The following is a 23311-nucleotide window of genomic DNA, read 5'->3' as shown; positions in this document are numbered from 1 at the left end:
AGTTATACTGTTAAATCGACCCCAAGCGCCAGCAAAGTCAGAATCAAGACGCCCAGGGCGATTCTGTAGTAGCCGAACAGCTTGAAGCCATACTTTGTCAAAAAGCTGATAAAGAACTTGATAGCCAGCATCGCCACGATAAAGGCAACAAAATTACCTATCAGCAACAGGGTAATCTCCTCCGACTGTATGGCGGCAAAGCTGTTCTCAATCTTTACGAGGTCAAAGGTGATCAGGTCTGATATTTCCAGCCCCAGCAGGTCTGTCACAAATTTGTAGCCCGCGGCCGCCAGCATGGTGGGTACAGCCAGGAAGAAAGAGAACTCCGCAGCTGCCTTACGGTTCACGCCCTGCGTCATGCCACCGATAATGGAAGCTGCAGAACGGGAAACGCCCGGAATCATGGCAATACACTGGAAAAGCCCTATAATGAGGGCGTTCTTATAGTTCACCCAATCTTTGTCTGCGTTGCGGAACCACTTGTCTACGAACAGGAGCACAATGCCGCCAAGTACCAGCATAACAGCCGTGATAACCACGCTCTCCAGCATGGCGTCAATGATATCGCCTAAGGCAAAGCCAAAAACAACGGCGGGAATGAAGGCCAGCAGTAATTTCTTATAGAAGTCCAGGCCCTGTATAAACCGGCGCCAGTACAGCACCACAACCGATAGGATCGCTCCAAACTGGATGTTTACTTCGAATACTTTGGTGATAGGTAACTCGTTAATACCCATCAGACTGGAGGCAATGATCATGTGCCCCGTAGAGGAAACTGGTAAAAACTCGGTAAGTCCTTCAACAATGGCTAGAATAATAGCCTGCCATGTAGTCATTTACTCCTGCTCTTTATCTTTAACCATGATGGCAAAAAACTCGATCGCAAAACCGACGAGCACCACAATAGGGCCAAGGGTGATGCCCAAAAAGCCCAGCCCGTACGGCTCTGTATCCAGGGTCATGATGATAAAGCCAATCGCGATGACGGCAATGCCGACAAGCATCAGGATGTAGTTCTTCCTGCCAAAGGCAAGGTTCTCTTTATTTTCCTCCATAATGTTAGTATAGTTCGTCTAGTGATAAGCGCAGGTACTTGCGCACGGCGCGCAGGGAGCTTATAAAGCCAATGATCAGGCCGATCACGACTAACGCCCCCATGAGTAAATAGGTTTGTTCCTCGTCGCGCAACAGTTGTAACTCAGCCACCTCCAGGTAAGCATAATGCATCAAGGCAAAAAGCAGACCAGAGGCTATGATGCCGCTCATGATACCCTGCCAGATCGCACGGCTCAGGAAGGGACGCTGAATAAAGAAGGAGGTAGCCCCCACCAGCTGCATGCTGCGGATCAGGAAACGCTGGGAGTAAAGGGCCAGCTTGATGGTGTTGTTGATCAGGATAGTAACCACCACCAGCAGGATGGCTGCAAAGGCCAGCAACACAAGGCTTATCTTTTGGATGTTACTGTTGATGGACTCGATCAGGCTCTCTACGTACTGCACTTCGTACACGCCCTCCACTTCTTCCAGGTCCAGCTTGATACTTTTCAGCTCGGGAGAGCTGGAGTTGTTTGCATTAATGCGGAGCGTATAAGCATCTCGTAAAGGGTTCTCGCCCAGGAATGCCATAAAGTCCTCGCCAGTCTCGTCCAGAAAAGCTTTGGCACCTTCTTCTTTTGAAATGAAGCGCACCTGGGCGGTGTCATTTTGGTAGGCAATGTATTCTTTCGCAGCAAAAGTCTTTTGGAGCCGGGCCAACTGTACTTCCGTCAGGTTGCGGTCCAGGTACACCTGCATCTCAATGCTCTCCTTTACCTTTTCAGACAGCTTGCCTGCGTGTATTAGCAGCAACCCAAACAAGCCGATCACGAACAGGGCGAGTGAAATGCTGAATACCACCATGGCGTGGGGGTAATTGCCTAACTTTTTCTTCTTAACGTGTTTGATTTTCGCTGCCATACCAAATGCCTTCCTACGCAAAATTAGAAATATATTTGATAATTGCAGGGGCAGAGGCTGCTTAAAGAAAAAAGCCTGCAGCGGTTTGCTGCAGGCTTCCTTTATAGTTCAAGTCTTGGGTCGGAGTCGAGGATGATCCGCTCGCGTTCCATTTCCCGCTCCTGCCGCTGCTGTTCGCGGCGCTTGCTTCCGAAGAGCTCCCTGAAGTTGTCGAAGCGCTTGGTGTGCAGCAAGCTGACGCTTTGGCTGTTGGTGATCCGCCCTGTGTAAATGTTGGGGGTGGAGCTGTAGCTTAGCCTGGCCCGCAACTCCCCGTTTTGGGTGATATAATACTCTACAGACCAATCCCCGATGTACGCATTGCTGCCGGTGGCATTGTTCATGCCGCCAAAGCCTGTTTCGTTTGTCACGCGCAGTCTGCCTTGGAAGAAGGTGTAGCTCAGGCGCAGTTGCAGGGTGGCCAGGTCTTCCTGGCTCAAGCCTCCCAAACCAACGTCTATCTCCAGGTTGCTATCAAGGGAGTTGAAAAAGTTATTGAGCTGACCGGAAAGTAAGCTGCCCAAGCTTCCGCCCACAGCGCCTGAACCAATACCGCCATCCAGGGCAAAAGTACCGGGAGCTGACAGCCTTTGCAGTACCAGAAGGCTGAACACCTGCCGGTTCAACTCACTTTCGTCGCTCTGGGCCGAATTAATCGCCCCTTCGGCCAAAGCCCGCACTTGCTGGGGCACTTGCTCCAGACTCAGGCCCAGCTGGATCTCCGGGGACAGCAGGGGACCCGTCAGGCCGATAACGGCTATGATCGGGTAGCGGCGTCCTTGTAAGGTCTCGTCAAACCGGTTCGGCACGAAATCCGCCAGGGAAGCCATCTGGGTGTACTGTGCCGTGATGTTCATCACACCATCTACCGGGTCTCCGTTCCAGGAGATGGTTCCCCCCGGAACGATGCGGAACTCCTTTGACACAAGTCCTTCTAGTAGGTTGAAGTTATAGGCTCCCTCGGTAATCTCAAAGCTGCCGTACATGTTAAAGTCCCCGCGTGTATCAATCGTCATGCGGATGTCTCCATTCCCCGAACCACGAATCACGTCACCTGTCACCCGGTCGATGATGATTTCGAAATAAGCGTCGTCTGTGATGTCCAGTTCAAAGTTCATGGTAATGCCCGAAAGATCCACGGACTGATTCTGGATGTTTGCATTTACGCCTGTGCTGTCTGTCTTATGGCTCACAAAGCGGATGAAGTCTTTCCGCACCACATCGGTGTCATAGTCCAGGGGTAAGACGAGCCGGGTATTTTTCTCGCTGCGGGCGTCTACATTTATCTGGAGGTTATTTACGGGCCCCAACACGCTGGCAGTACCAGTGGCAAAGGCCGTCCCGTAAAACAGTTCGTTCTGTGCCTCTGTGGTGTTTAACACCATGAAGTTACGATAACGTGCCTCCAGGTCAATCACCATATTCTGGAAGCCGTCGTGCGCAATACCTCCCGTCACGGTGGCTTTGTTCCCGAACTGGTCCAGTAGCTGTGCATTTCGGAAACTAATACTGTTTGGTCCGAAGTACACCCTGTCGGTGAAGCGATACGTTGTGTTCAGGTAGTCGAAGGTAAACTTACCGTTGTTTACCATCACAGAACCTTTTAGGATAGGGTAGTCCAGGCTACCTAGTACACGGATCCGCCCTTCCATAGCACCTTCCAGGTTCGACATGATGGAGCTAAGCAGGGGCTCTGCCAGTTTCAGATTGGCCTGATCCAGCACAGCAAGCAAATCCAGCTGTTCTTCTGGTGCCTCAGGGTTATAATTACCTGTTACAGCCAACACCTTTTTTCCGTCCCGCACGATCCCAAGGTCTACTTCTGCCACTTTCTTTGCTCTGCTCCAATCTGTGCTGCCGACCACATCCCCTATAAATACCTTGTCCAGGTAAAAAGAGTCTACCTCCATTGCTGCAGAGACCAGGGACCGGTCATAGATGTCCTGTGCCATTACTTTGGCGGTTAACTCCCCTTCTATGGGCATCGCCAGAACCGGGTTCAGGTTGTTTAACTGAAAGTTCTCCACGTTCAGCACTATTTTGCTGTCCGGGTCCTCTGATACAGTGCCCTCTACCCGTATTACCTGGTTCTGATTCGTAAGGGCAAAGTTCTCGAACTCCAACCGTTGGCCTCTTTCACTTATATAAAGCGTATTCCCCGGTACAAAGGCCCAGGGGCTTTCCTGCAGTGTTATATTCGACTCATCAAACACGATTTGCACCTCATTCTGAAGGAAGTTCAAGTCACCGGTGATCATGGCCCGGTTGTTCTCCTCCGGTTGCCGCACGCTGGTGGCAAAGTTGATGGTACGGTCGCTCCAGATACCCTCCACATAAAAGTCCTGCGTATTGCCGGCATTGGGCAGTGTCTGCCGTTGGGAGGTAAACAAGGCCGCGGCTAACACATCAGGGCTTTGCTGTAATTTAGAGGTGTTGATCTCTACGCTATTGTCATATAGCTTTAAGTTGTCGTACAGGATCGTGTCGATATCGGCATACAATTCGAAGATACTGGCTGTGCCGTGGCGGAAGGACCCCTCGACTTCGGCAAGGTCGGAGATTGACAGTTCCGGCAGGAAGAGCTCCAACAGTGGGTTTGCCTGCTTAAGCTGCAGCTCATATTGCACAGCGTATTCGTTTGCCGTGTTGTTTGGTTTGCGGCTATAATACGCTTCGATAGCTTCCTCGTCACTCTCAAAGTTCAATTTGTACTCCTGTACCAGGTCCTCCAGGTCATCAATCAGGGTGCTATAATCGAAGTTGCCGTTTACCTGCAAAGCCAGCAGGTCTGAATTAATACGCAATTGTCGTTCCCCGGCTCCAATCTCCGATTGCACCAGTACTGAGTCCAGCAGTAGCTGATTGCCATTATATTTAATGAAGGCACTGTCAAGCCGGGCAACCCCTTCAAAGGCGTCCAGGTTCAGGCCTTTGAAATTGAGGTTCGCCTCTGCACTGAGTACAAGGGGGCCGGTTGTAAGCTTAAGTGCCTGCAGGTTTGCCCGCTCAAGGTTTGCCACCATGTTGAACGCCTCCCGGCCTTTGCCTAATTCTACCGCTCCCTCCGCCGCAAAAACGAGGTTCGGGTCATTAATGGCTACCGTACCTGTAAAAGTTTGATCCCGGAGCGTACCATTTGCCTTTATATTCTGGTAATCGTAGTCCAGAAGTTGGATCTGGTTCACAGTGGCGTCTACTTTCACACGGGCATCAGCCAGGCTAAAGCCGGAACCTTCCAGTCGCCCACTCATGGAGATGGTTTTGAGCTTGTCTTCTACAGCAAGGAGCTTTCCGAGGTTAAAACCTCTCGTGGTTACAAAGCCGCTGTAAGACGAGGAGCGGGTATCGTCATCTATTTTGAGGTTGATGTCCGACTTTAAGTTGCCAAGTGCTGTGGCAAAATCGCCGTTCGCGACAAAGTCATTGTAAAAGCCCAGAAAACTTCCCTCCAGTTGCACGGTACCCAGACGTGCCGCCACTTCGTAGGCATCCTGCGGCAGAAACTGTTTGATGTCCTTTGCACTAAGGGTAGAGGGCTGCAGTCGGAAAGTAGCAAAGGTTTCCTTGAAGTTCGGCAAGCCATCGGCGCTGATGTTTCCCACGATGTGCGTGTCTTCGCCATAGGCCAGGTCAACCTCGCGGGCTGTAAAGTTGCTGACCTTGCCCTTTAACTCCAGGTTGTTAACCAGCAGATCTTCATCGTACTCCCGCAGGGAAGAGGCAAAGGTGGCAATATCTTTTGCATACACATGCGATCGCTGCAGGTTAGCCGTCATGGTCACACTGTCGATGAACTGGCTGAAGTTACCGAAGCGGTTATAGTCGAAGCGGACGTAGTGCTGTAGGTTGCTTTCGCCTATCTGTAGATCCAGGGCACCCCACTCCCAGTAAGTAGGGGCGTAGGTCATCCGCGTGTCGAGGTTGTGTAAGACAGTACTGGAACGGGTCTCGATGGCGGTCAAGTCCTGAACATTCACTTTGAGCGTGTCGTCCAGTTGTATTTGGTTGAACCGACCTGAAAGCTTTTCGATCGTCAGGTGGGCATAGTCTATGCCGTAAGGGTCACGAGGCTTGTTAAAATCATCGTAGGTAAACTGCCCGTTTTTCAGGATCAACTCATTCAACTGAAAGTTAAAAGGCTCGGAGGCCTTTTGCCTCGTCGTGTCTTTTGCAAACAAGTCACCCAGGGCGCTGAAAAAGGTTCTCAGGTTAAGCGTATCGGAGCCCTCGTACATGACCAGGTTTGCCTTTGGGTCTTCCAGTTCCAGGGTGCCGATGGTAAGGGTGTTGGGATCCAGAAGCGAAAACGTTTCGATATCTACCAGTGCCCTACCCACGTAAAAGAGTTCACGGCCTCGATAGTCCTGCACGCGTACCTTTTCGAGAATCAGGTTGCTGAAAAAGTCTAGGTCAACGCGGCCTACGCTTACCTCGTGGGCAGTAGCCTCGGACAGGTAGGACGCCGCCTTCTGTGCCACTTTTGTCTGCACGGCAGGAAACCGAATGGCTACAAAAACAACAGCAAACAGCAGCAAAAGGAACAGGAATAGCCCCAAGACTATTTTTAGAATAGCTTTTCCTATAACTTTGAAGTGATTTGTTGACTGTTCTTTTTCCAAAGATGACTGAACCTACGATTTTAGCAATAGAATCTTCCTGCGACGAAACATCTGCCGCCGTAATCAGGGGAGGCAGGGTGCTGTCCAATATTATCGCCACACAGGCCGTACATGAGCAGTATGGTGGCGTAGTGCCGGAATTAGCCTCCAGGGCTCACCAGCAAAACATTATCCCCGTTGTAACGCAGGCTTTGCTTACGGCAAATGTAGACAAAAGTGAGCTAAATGCCGTCGCCTTCACCCGCGGCCCCGGACTTTTAGGTGCCCTGCTGGTTGGCTGCTCTTTCGCTAAATCCTTTGCCCTGGGCCTGGGTATTCCGCTGATTGAGGTAAACCACATGCAGGCACACATTCTGGCCCATTTCATCGACGATCCCAAGCCCTCTTTCCCGTTCCTGTGCTTGACGGTAAGCGGTGGTCACACGCAAATTGTGCGGGTGAACAACTACCTGGATATGCAAATAATCGGCCAAACTACGGATGATGCCGTAGGGGAGGCCTTTGATAAAACAGCCAAGATGTTGGGGCTACCGTATCCCGGAGGGCCTATGCTGGATAAAACAGCGGCGAAGGGTAACCCGGACGCCTTTGAATTCCCTGTCGGCAACATGCCGGAGTATAACTACTCATTCAGCGGAATTAAGACATCCGTGCTGTATTTCCTGCGCGACAAGGTAAAGGAGAACCCCGACTTTGTACAGGAGAACCTGGCAGACATCTGTGCCAGCGTGCAGAAGACACTCATCAAAACCCTGCTCAAGAAACTCGTAAAAGCATCCAAGGATCTGGGGATAAAAGAAGTGGCTATTGCCGGTGGTGTTTCGGCAAACTCCGGCCTGCGGCAAGCCCTGCAGGATTATGCGAAAAAGCATAATTGGAATGTGTATATCCCGGCTTTTCAGTATTGTACCGATAATGCAGCCATGATTGCTATGTCGGCTCATTTCCAATATCTTAAGGGCGATTTTGCGACACAATACATTAGCCCTGAGCCTAGGCTGAAGTTTTAACCTCCTCAGCGTTTTAACTAGCTGCGTGAGTGACACACGCTAGCGCACTTATCTCAGGAGATCGAAACAGGGGAGTTGCCAACAGGGCGCAAGTAAAGCACCGTTTGAATTGGAAATTGCTTTAATTGTTAGTCTACTACCAGATTAGTAAGATTGTGATTATAAGACATAAACACCGGAAGCGTTAGGGACAGGTTGGCGCCCGAACGACAAGGAATAAATTGATAAAAAGAAAAAGGCCTGAAATGGCTGCTACTAAGTAGAATGGCGAAAGACAAAGACAGGATACAGAAGCACGTGAACATTGTCAACCGTAAAGCTTCTTTCGAGTACCAGTTTATTGATAAGTATACCGCCGGTATGATGCTGAAGGGCACGGAGATCAAGTCTATCCGTGAGGGAAAGGTGAATATAGGGGAGGGGTATTGTGTGTTTCAGCGGGGAGAGTTATGGTTGTATAATGTGCACATCGCGCCCTATACCGAAGGGACACACTTTAACCACGAGCCCTTGCGCCCGCGAAAGCTTTTGATGAACAAACGCGAACTCCGGCGGCTGGAGAGTGACTCACAGGAGCAAGGGATCACAGTTATTCCCACACGCATTTTCATCAGCGACCGGGGCTTTGCCAAAGTAGAGATCGCCCTGGCAAAAGGCAAGAAGCTCTACGACAAGCGGCAGGACATCAAAGAAAAGGATGTGAAGCGCGAAATGGACCGGGCTGGCTATTAGTGCGCTCCTGTTCTTTAACAAAAATCATCATCTCAACCATAACCAAATAAAAGCGTGGAATACGGTATTTGCATGCTAAGCCTGGTGCCGATGCGTGCCGAAAGGTCGGACAAAGCAGAAATAGTGACACAAATACTTTTCGGGGAGTGCTATGAGCTTGTTAGCCGGGAAGGAAACTGGGTTTGCGTGCAATTGGCAACAGATGGCTATCGTGGCTGGATAGATTTTAAGCAACACACCCCGGTTAGTACAGGCTATTACCAGGACTGGTGCAAGGCGTCGCATCCTCGGGTATTGGACCTGTTACAGTTCGTGGGTACAGACGCAGCACGCATCCCGGTAGGCATAGGTAGCTACCTTCCTTTCCTGGACGGTGAAAGCATACGCATTAACGAGGTGACTTACACGTATAGTGGAAAAGTCGCCCGTGGAGTAGAGCGTGCAGATGTTGCAAAACTTAAAGAGTTGGCACTTATCTTTCTGAAAGCGCCTTACTTATGGGGAGGCAAGTCCTTGTTCGGGATTGACTGTTCAGGCTTTACACAACAGGTATACGGCCTGTGCGGTTACCAATTGCCGCGGGATGCGTACCAGCAAGTAGCCTACGGGGAAGAGGTACATTTTGTTGGTCAGACACGCCCTGGGGACCTCGCTTTTTTCTCGAACGAGGAAGGCCGCATTACCCATGTGGGGATCATGCTGGAAGGGCAGCAGATTATTCACGCACATGGCGAGGTGCGGGTCGATACCCTGGACCATAACGGGATTTACAACGCTGACCGTAAGCGCTACTCGCACCAGTTGCGCATAATTAAGCGTGTTTTCGTATAACGGACTGCCGATTTGTTTGAACTTACGTAATACAGCAGCGGTTAATTCCGTACAAGCTTAGCGTAAGTTCCTGAATCGGTCATGAAAGATAAAGTCCTCATCCTCAATCAAGACTTCAGCGCCATCGCTGTCTGCTCGGTGCAGAAAGCATTCTTACTCGTTTTCCTGGAGAAAGCCGAAATGGTGTCCAAGGCAAGCAACGCCTTTTTGCATACGGTCAGCATGACTTACCCGGTCCCTTCTGTAATCAGGCTACAACGTTATGTGCGGGTGCCTTACTACGGCATTGCCCTGAGCCGGCACAACGTGATGCGCCGCGACAGCTATAGCTGCCAGTACTGTGGTGCTGTGAAGAATCTGACCTTAGATCATTTGTTACCCCGGTCGAGGGGCGGGGAGACTAAATGGCAGAACCTGGTTACTGCCTGCTCCCGCTGCAATTCCCGCAAAGGTGACCGCACCCCGGAAGAGGCTGGCTTAAAACTTATCCGAAAACCAAGCAGGCCTTCCCTCAAAACTTTCCTCCAGCTTCATCTAAACCACTCTAACCAAGATTGGCGTGTTTACCTTGGGGTGGAGAATTAGTTGTATTAAATTGCTGCTAATAAATTTAGGAACTAAGATATACATGATTTAAAATCAGCACTAAGTGAGCTGTTGGGTAAAGTTATGCTTACAGGCGTAGTATTGTGATAGCTGACTAAGGTAGGGAAAGAGAAACTGTACGCTTGCTTTACGAGCCCCTTCTTTGTTTCGTTCTCTTTTGGTTACCCATATTTTCTTTCTAGCATTAGGAGTGCAATGGATTCGCCTTTTAGAGCCCTGTTTGCAGCTCTCTTTACTTGTGGTTGAGAAGACTCGACCAGAAACTCAGGCACTTTTACAAAAAGCATAGCCTGTAAAAACCAGTTAATAAATTGTTTTATAGGTTTTTTTGTTACTTTTGCAGTTCATTCGGGTGAATGAGTCCGGTTTGTCCGGGAAATGTCAAATTAAACCAAACCGGCTGATAGCTCTAAGCCGGTGGCTATGCAAGAGCTAATAACTTTTATGAGTAATTCTCCAGAAAATTTTGACTGGGACAAGTTTGAGTCTCAGGGTTTCGGCGCAGGTTACAGCAAAGCTGAGAAAGCCGAAATGGAAAAAATGTATGACGACACCCTGACTACCGTACAGGAGCAGGAGGTTGTTACCGGAACTGTGGTTGGCATCACTGATCGTGACGTGATCCTGAACATCGGTTTCAAATCTGATGGCTTGGTGCCTGTTTCAGAATTCAGGGATCTTCCTGACCTGAAGCCTGGTGACCAGGTAGAAGTATTTATCGAAGACCAGGAAGACCCGAACGGTCAGCTAATCTTGTCTCGCAAGAAGGCGAAGATCGTTAGCGCCTGGGCTAAGATCTACGACGCGCTTGAGAACGACAATGTGCTTGACGGCGTTGTGAAGAGAAGAACAAAAGGTGGTCTGATCATGGACATCCACGGTGTGGAAGCCTTCTTGCCAGGTTCTCAAATCGACGTGAAGCCGATCCGTGACTTCGACGTGTTTGTAGGTAAGAAGATGGAAGTGAAAGTTGTGAAAATCAACGCCGCTTTCGACAACGTGGTCGTATCGCACAAGGTACTTATCGAGAAAGACCTGGAGCAGCAGCGTGCCGCTATCCTGAACAACCTGGAAAAAGGCCAGGTTCTGGAGGGCGTTATCAAGAACATGACAAACTTCGGTGTGTTCATCGACCTTGGTGGCGTAGATGGTCTGCTTCACATTACAGATATTTCATGGGGCCGTATCAACCACCCAGAGGAAGTATTGCAGCTTGATCAGAAGGTGAACGTGGTAGTGCTTGACTTCGACGAAGACAAGAAGCGTATTTCACTTGGCATGAAGCAGCTTACGCCGCACCCATGGGATGCACTTCCTGCTGAGATTGAGGTTGGCTCTAGAGTTCAAGGCAAGATTGTAAACGTAGCAGACTACGGCGCGTTCCTGGAGCTGATGCCAGGCGTTGAGGGTCTGATCCACGTTTCTGAAATGTCATGGTCACAGCACCTGCGTAACCCACAGGACTTCATCAAGCAGGGCGACGAGGTTGAGGCTGTTGTATTGACACTGGACCGCGAAGAGCGCAAGATGTCTCTGGGCATTAAGCAGCTTACAGAAGATCCATGGACAAAAGAAGACGTGTTAACGAAATATGCAGTAGGCACCAAGCACACTGGCGTAGTTCGTAACCTGACGAACTTCGGTCTGTTCCTGGAGCTGGAAGAAGGTGTTGACGGCCTGGTACACGTATCTGACCTGTCTTGGACAAAGAAGATCAAGCACCCATCTGAGTTCGTGAAAGTTGGTGAAAACCTGGACGTAGTTGTTCTGGAACTGGATGTTCCAAACAGAAGACTTGCCTTAGGTCATAAGCAACTGGAGGAGAACCCTTGGGATACGTTCGAGTCTGTGTTCAACATCGGTTCTGTACACAGAGCTACAGTGCTTGAGAAATCAGACAGGGGCGCTACCCTGGAGTTACCATACGGCATCGAAGGTTTCTCTTTCCCGAAAGGTCTTCAGAAAGAAGACGGTTCTCAGGTAGAGGCTGGCGAGAGCTTAGACTTCAGAGTAACTGAGTTCTCGAAAGAAGATCGTAAGATCATTCTTTCTCACACGGCTACACATTCAGAAGTAGAGTCTGCAAGAGCTGCAAGAGCTACGAAGAAGACTACTGCTACTGGTGGAGGCGAGAAGAAAGAGGCAAAAGCTCCTAAAGTTCAGAAAGAGGCTGACCGCTCAACATTGGGTGACCTGGATGCCCTTTCTGCCCTGAAAGAGCAAATGCTCGAGAATGAGAAAGAAGCTGGCGTGAAGAAGCTGGAAGCTGCTGCTGCTAAAAAAGCAAAAGACGCTGACAACAACGACGAGTCTGCTGAAGAAGAGAACAACGCTTAATTTAAGCTTGTAATCATATGAAAAGGTCCGGAGAAATCCGGACCTTTTTTGTTTAGGCAGGTCTGCCTCTGCAAGTAAGCGGTGCGCGCAATTCTAGGAAACACTGACAGGAAAAAAGTTTAGGGGCTAGCATCTACATTCCCAGCCTGTTAGCAATAACTTTCGTTTTGCTGCAAAAAATCATCGGGCTAGAGTTTGACAAGTATTATTCTCTGTTTATATTTGCACTCCCAATCGAACAACACGGTAACGTGGCCGAGTGGCTAGGCTCAGCTCTGCAAAAGCTGCTACAGCGGTTCGAATCCGCTCGTTACCTCTAAACCCCGCTAAAATTTAGCGGGGTTTTTCTTTTTTAGCGCGCCCTGTTCTTTTGCTTGGCCTTTCTAGTTTATTCGTTTTAGGGGTGCTGAGGAGTGCTTCAGTACAGTATCTAAATTCAGCAACATTTACGGGTTTCGCTTAATCTTTTAATCCGTATTGCCGTACTCAACTAAACGGCAATCAAAAGGAGAGGATCTTATACACTCAGTGGAAGATCTGTAACAGTAAAGCATAGAACACGAAGCAGGCACAGTGCAGCACTGCGGACCTGCAAGTGTTAAAAACAAGAGATGTTTTGCAATGCACTACTGCAGTAAATGCTAATCGAGAGAACGAACGAATTGCTACGCAGCATACCTAACGCATGAATATCATTGATTTGCGCGTCATGCGCGGGCCAAACTATTGGTCAATAAAGCATCCTAAGATCATCGTCATCAAGCTAGAAATGGGGGATCTTAGTCAAAAGCTCACCCATGAAGTTCCTCATTTTCTTTCCCGACTGAAGAAGATGTTCCCTGGCATGCAGAGCCACCGCTCTGCCGAGGGGGTAGAAGGTGGTTTCTTTAAAACAGTGGAAGAGGGCACCACTTTTGGCCATGTGGTTCAACACGTCGCCCTGGAGCTGCAAACCATGGCAGGCATGGAGTGTGGCTATGGGCGCTGTTACCCTGCGCACGAGGAGGGGCAGATGATTGTCGTGTTCTCGTACCAAGAAGAGCGGGCAGGAGAGCATGCGGCCTATGCTGCACTGCGTATTACGAAGGCCTTGCGACATGGCGAGAAGTACAGGCTGCAGGACGACATCAAGAGGCTCCATGACATACGCGAGGACCAGTACTTTGGGCCTAGTACCTACTCTATTATTTCAGAGGCACAGAGCAGAGGCATTCCTTATATCCGCTTAAATGGCCATTCTCTCATACAACTGGGGTATGGCGTGAACCAAAAGCGCATACAGGCGACGATGACCTGTAAAACGGCTTGCTTTGCTGTCGAGATAGCAGGCGATAAAAAAGCCACGAAAGACATCTTAGCCGACGCAGGGGTGCCAGTGCCGAAAGGTGCCACGGTGTACTCGCAGGAAGAGCTAAAGAAAGCGAATAATTGGCTGGGGCATCCTTTGGTAATAAAGCCCTTGGATGGCAACCATGGCAAAGGGGCCACTATCGGGGTAGGGAACCTGAAAGAGGCGCAGAAGGCTTTTGTGGAGGCGCGCAAGTACTCCCAGGGGGTGATGGTGGAGCAGTTCATAGAAGGCTCTGACTTTCGCTTACTGGTCATCAATGGAAAGTTTGTAGCGGCCGCAAAACGAACACCGGCTATGGTAACCGGAGACGGAACTTCCACGATCAGGCAGCTTATCGACAAGGAAAACAAGGACCCCCGGCGGGGCATTGGGCATGAGAAGGTCTTAACACAGATCAAAGTCGACAGGCACACCCGCAACATCCTAAAGACAAGAAACCTTACGACAAAGTCTGTGTTACCTGCAGGGGAAGTGCTTTACTTAAAAAGTACGGCCAACATCAGTACGGGAGGAACGGCAACAGACGTAACAGACCTGGTGGATCCGTACAATGTGCTCATGGCCGAGCGAATTGCCGGCCTGGTGGGGATAGATATCTGCGGAATAGATGTGATGACGACGGACATTGCCATTCCATTGAATGAGACGCGGGGGGCGGTGCTGGAAGTAAATGCGGCCCCAGGTTTCAGAATGCACATTTCGCCAACCTATGGCTTGCCCCGCAACGTGGCAGAGCCCGTGTTAGACATGCTATTCCCACACGGGAAGCCGGCCAGAATACCGATTATTGCCATCTCCGGTACAAATGGCAAAACAACAACTACCCGCCTTATTGCCCATATAGTCAAGCACAAGGGCTACAAGGTTGGCTACACTACGACAGACGGCATCTACATACAAGATAAGTTGCTGGAAAAAGGAGACACAACCGGCTCCTATAGTACCGAATTCGTGCTAAAAGACCCCACTGTAAACTTTGCTGTGCTGGAGTGCGCCAGAGGGGGGCTATTGCGCTCCGGGCTGGGCTTTGAGCAGTGTGACATAGGCATAGTTACCAACGTGAGTGCAGACCACCTGGGGCTGCGGGACATTCATACCTTAGAGGAGTTGGCAAAGGTAAAAGCCGTTATTCCGAAAAGCGTGAGCAAGGACGGGTATGCCATTTTGAATGCGGATGATGACTTGGTATACGCTATGGCCGACGAGCTTTCCTGTAAGGTTGCTTTCTTTAGCATGGACGAGGAAAATCCGCGCATTCTGAAGCACATTGCAAAAGGAGGGCTGGCGGCCGTGTTTGAGAACGGATATATTTCCATATTTAAAAATAGTTATAAGATTCGCATAGACAGGGTGGCGGATGTTCCGATCACTTTTGGGGGGAAAGCCCGGTTCAACATAGAAAATACGCTGGCGGCTGTGTTGGCTGGATATATCTCCCATATAGAGATACAGGACATCAAAACAGCGCTTCGCACCTTTATCCCGTCGCCTAGTAAAACGCCAGGCCGTATGAATGTTTTTCAGTTTCCGCAGTTTGAAGTGCTGGTAGATTATGCCCATAACGCAGGAAGCTTGAAGGCTATTGGCGGCTTTATGTCGGAGTTGGAGGTGACGAAGAAAATAGGCGTAGTGGCCGGAGTCGGTGACAGAAGACAGGAGGACTTCTATGAGATCGGGAAAGTGTCCGCCGGGATATTCGATGAGATCATCGTACGGCTCGATTCGGATTTACGAGGCAAAACGGCTGAAGAAATTGTAGGCCCTATCATGCAAGGGATAAAAGACACGGCACCTGAAAAGCCTGTGCAACTCATCCCGCAGGAAATGCGGGCCATTGCCTATGCACTGGAGCATGCCCCCCAAGGGGCAATTGTCGCCATCTTTACAGAAGATGTACAGGAGGCCGTGAAGATGGTGGAGAGTTTTAAAGTGATTCAGGACAGAAAAGTACTTGTTGATTAAGATTCCAACCTTGACTAGAGCTAATACATGTGAACGATAGACTAAAGCCCCTGCAGCAGCAGGGGCCTTTTTTAGGCCCAGGGCCGGACTACTGGAGAGTAACCGAACAAGGCTGAAATCTGATGCAGGAACAACTTATCGCGCTAACCCGTGTAACAGGCAAACGAGCTTAGCAGGGAGCCCTAAAGCAAAAGAGCCTCTACCGGTGAGGTAGAGGCTCTTTTGCTTTAATACGAATTTTACTTCAGTACAAAGTCGGTTTTACCGATCAGGAAGCCATCCGCATAAAGTTCCACGATGTGCTTGCCCTCTTTGTAAGCAGCATTTTTATCATACAAAAAGCTTAACTGCTGTTGTGTGTTGTCGAATACGAAATCTCGTTTAGCCGTGTAATACATGTTTTCCCCGTCTATCTCAAAAGATCCAGACCCTGTGGACAGGTTATACAGGGCAGCTCCGTCAGGCTCGATCAGGCGCATGTATACCGTTTTTGGTTCTTTTGCAGCAACGTCGTTTGGCGCCAGCTTAAAGGCAACCCGGATTTTGTCTACACGCTTCGCACGGAACTCATTGTCTTTGTCTTCCTTTTCCTTTCCGCGCTGGTTCACTACATTTACATTCAGGCTTTGTGCTTCCAGGCGCGAAGCTAGTCTTACTTTATCCGTTAAGGTGGCGTTTGTCGCTTTTACGGTAGTCAGGCTGTCTGTCAGGCGATTTTGGGTTGTCTTCAGGTCCGTGTTTTCAGTAAACAGCACTTCATTGTCTTGCTTCAGCTGTGCAATTTCCAGGTCCTTGTCTTTCAATTGCTTCTCAAAGGCGGAGGCTCTGTCACGGAAACGGCGCTGGTCTGCCAGGCTGTAGCTTCTCTTTCTGAAACCACGCAGCTCTTCCAGATCAGCCGCAATGGCCATTATTCTTGTCTCAAGCGAGTCGTTTTCCAAGCCCATGGCCTGCAGTTCTTGGCTTTGTCGCTCAAAGTCAGCCTTCAGGGCCTCGTATACTTTTATCTGGTTTTCGAGTTCACTGTTTTTTACCCGGATGATCTCGGCTTGCTCCTCGGTTTTCTCTTTCTTCTGATAGTTCATGTATATCAGAATGCCGTTTATACTGATCAGGACAACCAGCAGGCCGCCAATTAACAGTTTCCGGTTGCTTCGGGTTTCAGGAGAATTCGCTGGCATAGGTTATTGCTTATTTGTTTTTGCTTTACTTGATAAGTAGTAGCTTTTTTTAACACACGAAGTGCTATATCAAATATAAAACTTTTGCTTTATTATACGATAAGTATGGTTCAAGAATTTAACGCTGCTTACTGGCAGCAACGCTACCAGAACGGAGAGACGGGGTGGGACACCGGAGACATAACGACTCCCTTGAAGGAATATTTTGATCAACTGCAAAAAAAAAACTTACGCATACTAATTCCGGGTTGCGGGAATGCCTATGAGGCAGAGTACCTCTTTTGGCAGGGCTTTAAGCAGGTGTTCGTCGCAGATGTAGCAGCGGCCCCTTTGCAACACTTCGCACAACGTGTTCCTGGTTTCCCAAAAGATCATTTGCTACAGCAGGATTTCTTTGAACTGCGGGGAACGTTCGATTTATTGGTGGAGCAAACCTTTTTCTGCGCTTTAGACCCGGCCCTGCGGCCAAAATACGCTTCTAAGTCTGCGGAGTTGCTAAAGCACGGAGGTAAGTTAGTAGGCTTACTGTTTGATACAACCTTTGCCCATGCCGGCCCTCCTTTCGGAGGTAACCGGCAGGAGTATAGCGCCTACTTTGCACCTTACTTCAATTTTTTGCACTTTGATACGGCTTACAACTCCATAAAACCGCGACAGGGAAGGGAATTGTTTATCCTCTTGGAGAAGAAGGATGAGTTGGAGGGATGATGCGGCGCATAGCGCACCAATAACAAATAGAAGGGTAGCAGACGGTATTCTTAGATGATTATGTACCTTTGCTTCACTCTAAAACGATAAACAGAAGTTTTTAAGATCATGTTTGAAATACCAAAACTGAAGCATACCGATAGCGGCAACTTTTTTCTGATGGCAGGCCCCTGTGCTATTGAAGGGGAAGAAATCGCCATGCAAATTGCACAGCGTCTGAAGAAGCTAACGGATGATTTACAGATTCCATGGATATTTAAGGGATCTTACCGCAAGGCAAACCGCTCCAGGCTAGACTCTTTTACAGGCATCGGAGACGAGAAGGCCCTGCGCATCTTGCAAAAGATAAGCCGCGAATTTGATGTACCCACTGTTACAGACATACATGAAACAGCAGAGGCTGCCATGGCCGCCGAGTATGTAGACGTGTTGCAGATACCCGCTTTCCTCTGCCGCCAGACTGATCTCCTGATTGCTGCTGCTGAAACGGGAAAAGTGGTTAACATTAAGAAGGGGCAGTTTCTGTCTGGCCAGGCAATGTGCTTTGCCGTAGACAAAGTGCGGGAGTCTGGTAATGAGAAGGTAATTCTTACAGACAGGGGTAACTCATTCGGGTATTCTGACCTGGTGGTCGATTTCCGTAACCTGCCGGAAATGCAAAGTACGGGTGCCCCCGTGGTGATGGATGTGACCCATTCCCTGCAGCAACCAAACCAGAGTTCCGGGGTTACAGGCGGTAAGCCAGCACTGATCGAGACCATTGCCAAAGCTGCTATTGCCGTTGGTGCTGATGGTCTGTTCATTGAAACGCACCCACAGCCAAGCATCGCCAAATCAGACGGTGCAAACATGCTTCCTTTGGACCAACTGGAAGTGCTTCTGAAAAAGCTTATCCGCATCCGACAGGCGGTTATGTAGACAATAGACTTGTAGACAAAGGGCAAAGGACCAATAGTTGTGCATATAGTCCTTTGTCTTTTGTCCCAGAGTCTTTTATTTCAGAAGTGTAGTGTAAAATGCTCCTTAGGTTGCGCGCTTCGGAAAAAAACCAGGCCTACGTAGTAGAGATCAACCGTTTGCTTCACGGCCGGGTGCTGCTTTATTTCCCGCCAGGCCTTTTTCATTTCCGGCGACCAGTAAATGTCATCCACCACAAACACACTGTGTTCGTGATGCTTGGCAAGGCAGCTTTCGAAGTAGCGCAGGGTAGGGGCGTAACGGTGATTTCCGTCGAAAAAGGCAAAATCCAGCCTTTCAATTTTGTTAAGCTGTTGCTCCAGCGTCTCATCCAGGTTGCCTTCCACCAAGGTTATGTTTTTCAGGCCTAAGTGCTTAATGTTTTCCCGTGCAACCTTCGCAACAGAAGGGCACCCTTCAAAAGTAAAGACTCGGCCCTCTTTGCGGGCTTCCGCTAAGTAAGAGGTAGTGATGCCAAGAGAGGTGCCCAGCTCAAAGATAATCTCTGGCTGAAAGTAGTTTACGAGGCGAAAAAGTAACTGCCCATATTTGGTTGGCTTTGCGGAGGTACGTGCAATGTCCTTTACTTTCCTTGTTTGGGAGTTGCTGTTCTGAGAGCCAGCCCCAAGGTCTGTGATTTTCAACTGCTGCTCATCCTGAAGCAGTTCATGCCGTAGTGTTTCGACATGATCATAGGCCATGTAATTTCCGTCATGGCGGAGCACGTTGTGATACAGGTCGAAAACGAAGGGTGAGTGAACGCCGTGCAGCTTAAAAGCACGAAGCCGATAGAGCAAGTAGTCAGCAGCCTGTTGTATGTGAGACACTAAAACGGGTATAGGTTGGAAGACGCTTAAGAAAGGACATCAGCAAAAGGCCTTTTGTCCTCGGTTTAGTTGAGCTTGTAAGGTACTACCAAGGTAAACTCCGGAATAGTAACATGAAACTTGCGGCCATCCACCATGCGCTCCATCAGGTAGTTCCCGCGCATCTTGCCAATCCCGGTTTTTAGATTACAGCCCGAAACATACTCGTGTGATTCGCCTGGTTCCAATACGGGTTGCTGCCCTACAACTCCTTCTCCCTCAACTTCACGCATCACGCCGGTCGCATCGTGTATATACCAGTGGCGGCGCAGCAATTTTACGGTAAACTCGCTGTTATTCTCTATTTTTATCTTATAGGCAAAAACAAAGTGCTGCTGCACCGGGCTCGAATAATCGGGCAGGTAGTTAGTCGTAACCGTAATCTTTACCCCTTCGGTTGTTTTTGTATCCATGTTCCAGAGTTTTTTGTATACTTAGATACCAAAGAGCAGTACCGCTCCGGAGGCATCTGTCTCTGCTATTTGCTAACCCACAAGCCTGTTAACTCATGGATGTAAAGATAGAAGAAAGCTGGCAAAATGTGCTACAAGATGAATTTGAAAAGCCATATTTCAAAAACCTTGTGTCTTTTGTTAAAGACGAATACACTACACAAAAAGTTTATCCTGCCGGAAACCAGATTTTCAATGCTTTTGCCATGTGCCCGTTTGATGAAGTGAAGGTGGTCATCCTGGGGCAGGACCCTTACCATGGCCCTAACCAAGCGAATGGACTGGCCTTTTCTGTAAGTGATGGGGTGCGAACGCCGCCCTCGCTCTTGAACGTCTTTAAAGAAATTAAAAGTGATCTGGGCAAAGACATCCCGGAGACCGGTAACCTGGAAAGATGGGCCAAGCAGGGAGTCCTGTTGTTGAACGCGACGCTAACGGTGAGGGCTGGCAACGCAGGGTCACACCAGAAGAAGGGCTGGGAGGAGTTTACGGACGCCGTGGCCCAAAAGGTAAACGATTTGAAGGAGCATGTGGTGTTCATGCTATGGGGCGCCTATGCCCAAAAGAAAGGAGCTTTTATTGATCAGGAGAAGCATCTGGTATTAAAGGCTGCACATCCTTCTCCTTTTGCTGCAGACAGAGGTTTCTTTGGGAGCCGGCATTTCAGCAAAGCCAACAAATATCTGGAAGAGCATGGCAAAAAGCCAATTGACTGGTAGTAGCAAGAGGGTTGAGTATTCGCAGTAGCTCTCCTCTTGCTGCTTCTTTTCTCTTACAGATCTTATCCTGGCATAATTGTCTACCTATAGCCTAAGCTACACAAGGCCTACTTCATCTGATGGAACTTCCGCTTCATTACTTCCTGCACGGGGATGTTTTCTATTTTGCTTTCCAGCCAGGAGATGATGTCCAGATACAGGAAAGGTCTTCTGTCAACCGGGTTATCAGCAATCGCCATTAGCTTTTCTTTTAAAGAAATGAATGCTCCCCGTAGCTGTAATGGGTTTATGTCAGACAGCTCCCGCAGGAATTTAAAGATCTCTTTTTGCATAGGCTGCTGATTATTCATCTTGCCCAGAAAGTGATACGTAGACTTGATCTGGTATTCCAGTGCCTCGTCCTGCCCGGAATCATAGTGGGCAATCAGGTTCAGGATACGGGCAAAGCACTGCAGGTCCTCCCGTAAGCTTACATCCTTAAAGTTGATGATCTTGTTTAGGTACTTGATGGTGTTTGGATAGTCGCCACTGCCAAAGTACAAGCTTGCTATTTTAAAGTAGAAGACCAACCGCCGATGCGAATCCAGTTGCAACTGATACCGGTCGAGATTCTCTAGTATTTCCGGTACAATCTGAAGCCCCTCAGAAAACCTGCCTTCCATAAAATAGGCGTTCAGGCGGTTGGTGTAGATGTACAGGAAGAGCAACATTTCGGTGTTGGCGCTCTGGCGCCTGTCCGGGTCGGCTGCAAAGTCCTCCAGCTTTTGGAGTACCGCCTTAAATTTACTGTAGTATAGCAGGTTATACAGAGCAGCCAACAGGTTATGTAGTCCTTTAATATAGTGGCTCGCCTGTTTCTCCTTCATAGCCGGTTCTTCCTCAAACAAGCTAACCCATTTTTGCGCATAGCGGTAACAAGCCCTAAAATCCTGCACAATATAATAGTACCACACGTTCGCCTGGTAATAGTAGAGCCGTTCTGTAAAGCTTGCCCGTGGTAGGTCCAGGTTGGGTAAATTCTCTTTAAAGTAAGTTGTGATGCTATCATGGTCCTCCCGATTGCGGGCATGCCCCATCTTAATGTACAAGCCGTAAAGGCGCAAGGCGACGTTCGACAGGTCGTGGACCTGAGCGACATGTCGAACGGTTTGTGTGGCCTCGGCAGATAAACTCTCGGCCCGGCCTTGCAAGCTGCGGGTGATGTACTGGGTCTCGATCTGCTTTTCAAAGTCTAAAGCCTCCAGCGCTATATGGGGTAGCGCTGCTTGCTGGGCTGCTAGCTTCACCTTATCCAGCATCTTCAGGCTTTGCTGGTACAGTCCCTTATTGTATAACACGCGGGCGTAATCTAACTGCTCATGCAGTTGTATGTCCAGGTTCTGGTTTGCATGGTACAGGCGCAAACTAGACAAGAGTTGCTTGTACAGGTTTGCTTTCAGGTTAGCGAGCTGTGCTTTCTTGATTGCTGGTACCTGCTTCAGCACTTTCTCATCGTCGTACTGCTCCTGGCTGTCCAGCGCATCGAACACGTGCAGGAATTTTAGCCCTTCATTAGAGCCTTGGCGGTTTGTGAACAACCGGAAATGCCTTTTCTCAGACCGGGTTAAAGATTTTATTAGCTGAAAGACAGCATCGTTATTTATGTTAGACATTGTAGTGGTTAATTGTGTAAATAACTGAAAACAAAATTGTTACAGTTAAATTAAAAGCTTTTAGAAATAGTAAGCACCTGTTGCAGCTGTTTTTATGGCCCGTCTTAATACCGGTTATTGGGAATAGGTTTTAAGAAATCAACTGCATAAACAGCCAAATAAAAGATGTCGGAAAACAAAATACAAATATTTGATACAACTCTCCGAGACGGCGAGCAAGTACCAGGTTGTAAACTGAACAAGGAGGAAAAGTTGGTAATTGCGAGGCAGTTAGAATTACTGGGGGTTAACGTAATTGAGGCAGGTTTTCCAGTCTCTAGTCCGGGTGATTTTGAGGCAGTGAAGGCCGTGGGCCAGCAGACGAAAGAAGCAACGGTATGTGGTCTTTCCCGAGCAGTAGAAGAGGACATCCGTGTGGCTGCAGATGCCCTGCAGTATGCCCGTTACCCGCGCATCCACACTGGTATTGGTACATCTGAACTGCACGTGAAGTATAAGCTCTGCTCTACGCAGGAAAAGGTAATGGAACGTGCCGTAGCAGCCGTGAAACTGGCAAAGAGCTTTGTGGAGGATGTGGAGTTTTATGCAGAAGACGCTGGTAGAACCGAGAATGAGTACCTGGCTAGAATTTGCGAGGCAGCCATCAAGGCCGGTGCTATGGTGCTTAATATTCCGGACACAACAGGCTATTGCCTGCCGGAAGAATACGGCGCTAAAATAAAGTACCTCTACGAGAATGTAAAAGGCATTGAAAAGGTAAGCCTTTCCACGCATTGCCATAATGATTTGGGCCTGGCTACGGCTAACTCTATTGCCGGTGTCATGAACGGGGCCCGTCAAATAGAGTGTACCATCAATGGGGTGGGGGAGCGCGCAGGTAACACCGCTTTAGAGGAGGTCGTCATGATCCTGAAGCAACACCCTTACCTGAACCTGACCACCTCTGTTAACTCCAAGCTTTTAACAGAAACCTCTAACCTGGTATCGCACATGATGCGCATGCCAGTACAGCCAAACAAAGCGATCGTGGGCGCAAATGCTTTCTCGCATTCCAGTGGCATTCACCAGGACGGCGTGATCAAGCACCGCGCGACTTACGAGATCATCGATCCGCAGGAGGTAGGAGTAAACAGCTCCTCCATCGTGCTAACAGCCAGATCCGGCAGAGCAGCCTTGGCGTACCGCCTGCAGAAGCTAGGCTATACGTTCGAGAAAAATGTTTTGGATAAGGCGTATGCTTCTTTCCTGTTAGTAGCTGATCGAAAGAAAGAAGTAGAAGACAATGACCTGCATGCCTTGGTAGAGCAGGAGAAGCTAGTTTTTGTTGGATAAG

The 23311-nt window shown here is 49.1% G+C and carries 18 protein-coding genes and 1 tRNA gene; 11 read left to right on the top strand and 8 right to left on the bottom strand.

The genetic code is table 11. From position 1 onward, the window contains the following. Window positions 1-2: 2 nt before the first annotated feature. From CHB92_RS10650 to CHB92_RS10635, 4 genes are all read right to left on the bottom strand, one after another. Complete coding sequence (locus CHB92_RS10650; RefSeq protein ID WP_089319188.1) at window positions 3-836, bottom strand: undecaprenyl-diphosphate phosphatase; 834 nt, start codon at window positions 834-836, stop codon at window positions 3-5. After that, window positions 837-1055 (bottom strand): DUF3098 domain-containing protein, encoded by a 219-nt coding sequence (locus CHB92_RS10645; protein WP_089319187.1) that lies wholly within the window; start codon window positions 1053-1055, stop codon window positions 837-839. Window positions 1056-1059: 4 nt separating this feature from the next. Next, window positions 1060-1956 carry a cell division protein FtsX gene (locus tag CHB92_RS10640; protein WP_089319186.1) on the bottom strand — a complete coding sequence of 299 codons (897 nt, stop codon included), beginning with the start codon at window positions 1954-1956 and terminating at the stop codon, window positions 1060-1062. 101 nt (window positions 1957-2057) lie between these two features. Further along, window positions 2058-6551, bottom strand: a complete 4494-nt coding sequence (locus CHB92_RS10635; protein ID WP_089319185.1) for a translocation/assembly module TamB domain-containing protein — start codon at window positions 6549-6551, stop codon at window positions 2058-2060. A 65-nt stretch (window positions 6552-6616) separates the two neighbouring features. Here CHB92_RS10635 and tsaD point away from each other — a divergent pair, with 65 nt between their 5' ends. From tsaD to cphA, 7 genes are all read left to right on the top strand, one after another. Further along, the gene (gene tsaD / locus CHB92_RS10630; protein ID WP_089319184.1) at window positions 6617-7624 is read left to right on the top strand and encodes a tRNA (adenosine(37)-N6)-threonylcarbamoyltransferase complex transferase subunit TsaD; all 1008 of its coding nucleotides are present in this window, start codon (window positions 6617-6619) and stop codon (window positions 7622-7624) included. A gap of 264 nt (window positions 7625-7888) precedes the next feature. Beyond that, on the top strand, window positions 7889-8356 hold the full coding sequence (smpB, locus tag CHB92_RS10625) for an SsrA-binding protein SmpB (protein ID WP_089319183.1): 468 nt from the start codon (window positions 7889-7891) through the stop codon (window positions 8354-8356). Between the two features lie 54 nt (window positions 8357-8410). Continuing rightward, window positions 8411-9187 carry a C40 family peptidase gene (locus CHB92_RS10620; protein WP_245842463.1) on the top strand — a complete coding sequence of 259 codons (777 nt, stop codon included), beginning with the start codon at window positions 8411-8413 and terminating at the stop codon, window positions 9185-9187. Between the two features lie 81 nt (window positions 9188-9268). Continuing rightward, window positions 9269-9772 carry an HNH endonuclease gene (locus tag CHB92_RS10615; protein ID WP_089319181.1) on the top strand — a complete coding sequence of 168 codons (504 nt, stop codon included), beginning with the start codon at window positions 9269-9271 and terminating at the stop codon, window positions 9770-9772. Between the two features lie 465 nt (window positions 9773-10237). Then, window positions 10238-12130, top strand: coding sequence for a 30S ribosomal protein S1 (gene rpsA / locus CHB92_RS10610; RefSeq protein ID WP_089319258.1), 1893 nt, complete (start codon window positions 10238-10240; stop codon window positions 12128-12130). Between the two features lie 245 nt (window positions 12131-12375). Next, window positions 12376-12446, top strand: a tRNA-Cys gene (locus CHB92_RS10605). 369 nt (window positions 12447-12815) lie between these two features. Beyond that, window positions 12816-15443, top strand: a complete 2628-nt coding sequence (gene cphA / locus CHB92_RS10600; RefSeq protein WP_089319180.1) for a cyanophycin synthetase — start codon at window positions 12816-12818, stop codon at window positions 15441-15443. Window positions 15444-15682: 239 nt separating this feature from the next. Here the strand turns inward: cphA and CHB92_RS10595 are convergent, their stop codons facing one another. Further along, window positions 15683-16624, bottom strand: a complete 942-nt coding sequence (locus CHB92_RS10595; RefSeq protein ID WP_089319179.1) for a hypothetical protein — start codon at window positions 16622-16624, stop codon at window positions 15683-15685. 105 nt (window positions 16625-16729) lie between these two features. Between CHB92_RS10595 and CHB92_RS10590 the strand changes: the two genes are divergently transcribed. Further along, window positions 16730-17332 (top strand): class I SAM-dependent methyltransferase, encoded by a 603-nt coding sequence (locus CHB92_RS10590; RefSeq protein ID WP_089319178.1) that lies wholly within the window; start codon window positions 16730-16732, stop codon window positions 17330-17332. 108 nt (window positions 17333-17440) lie between these two features. After that, on the top strand, window positions 17441-18250 hold the full coding sequence (gene kdsA, locus CHB92_RS10585; RefSeq protein ID WP_089319177.1) for a 3-deoxy-8-phosphooctulonate synthase: 810 nt from the start codon (window positions 17441-17443) through the stop codon (window positions 18248-18250). 80 nt (window positions 18251-18330) lie between these two features. Here kdsA and CHB92_RS10580 read toward each other — a convergent pair whose 3' ends face one another. Both CHB92_RS10580 and apaG read right to left on the bottom strand, forming a co-directional pair. Then, window positions 18331-19116: an O-methyltransferase gene (locus tag CHB92_RS10580; RefSeq protein ID WP_245842462.1), complete on the bottom strand. Its 786-nt coding sequence runs from the start codon at window positions 19114-19116 to the stop codon at window positions 18331-18333. A 65-nt stretch (window positions 19117-19181) separates the two neighbouring features. Next, window positions 19182-19568, bottom strand: a complete 387-nt coding sequence (gene apaG, locus CHB92_RS10575; RefSeq protein ID WP_089319175.1) for a Co2+/Mg2+ efflux protein ApaG — start codon at window positions 19566-19568, stop codon at window positions 19182-19184. 95 nt (window positions 19569-19663) lie between these two features. Here apaG and ung point away from each other — a divergent pair, with 95 nt between their 5' ends. Then, window positions 19664-20326 carry a uracil-DNA glycosylase gene (ung, locus tag CHB92_RS10570; protein WP_089319174.1) on the top strand — a complete coding sequence of 221 codons (663 nt, stop codon included), beginning with the start codon at window positions 19664-19666 and terminating at the stop codon, window positions 20324-20326. 107 nt (window positions 20327-20433) lie between these two features. On the opposite strand, the gene CHB92_RS10565 is transcribed toward ung, so the two are convergent. Then, the gene (locus CHB92_RS10565; protein WP_089319173.1) at window positions 20434-21978 is read right to left on the bottom strand and encodes a hypothetical protein; all 1545 of its coding nucleotides are present in this window, start codon (window positions 21976-21978) and stop codon (window positions 20434-20436) included. A 165-nt stretch (window positions 21979-22143) separates the two neighbouring features. On the opposite strand from CHB92_RS10565, the gene CHB92_RS10560 reads away from it, so the two are divergent. Continuing rightward, a complete protein-coding gene (locus tag CHB92_RS10560) occupies window positions 22144-23310 on the top strand; it encodes a 2-isopropylmalate synthase (RefSeq protein WP_089319172.1) in 1167 nt (388 codons plus the stop codon). The last annotated feature ends 1 nt before the right edge of the window (window position 23311 follow it).

Source organism: Pontibacter ummariensis, assembly GCF_900188175.1.
GTDB classification, from domain to species: Bacteria; Bacteroidota; Bacteroidia; order Cytophagales; family Hymenobacteraceae; genus Pontibacter; species Pontibacter ummariensis.
Note: the sequence above shows the minus strand (reverse complement) of the source record. Positions and strands in the feature narration are given on the sequence as shown.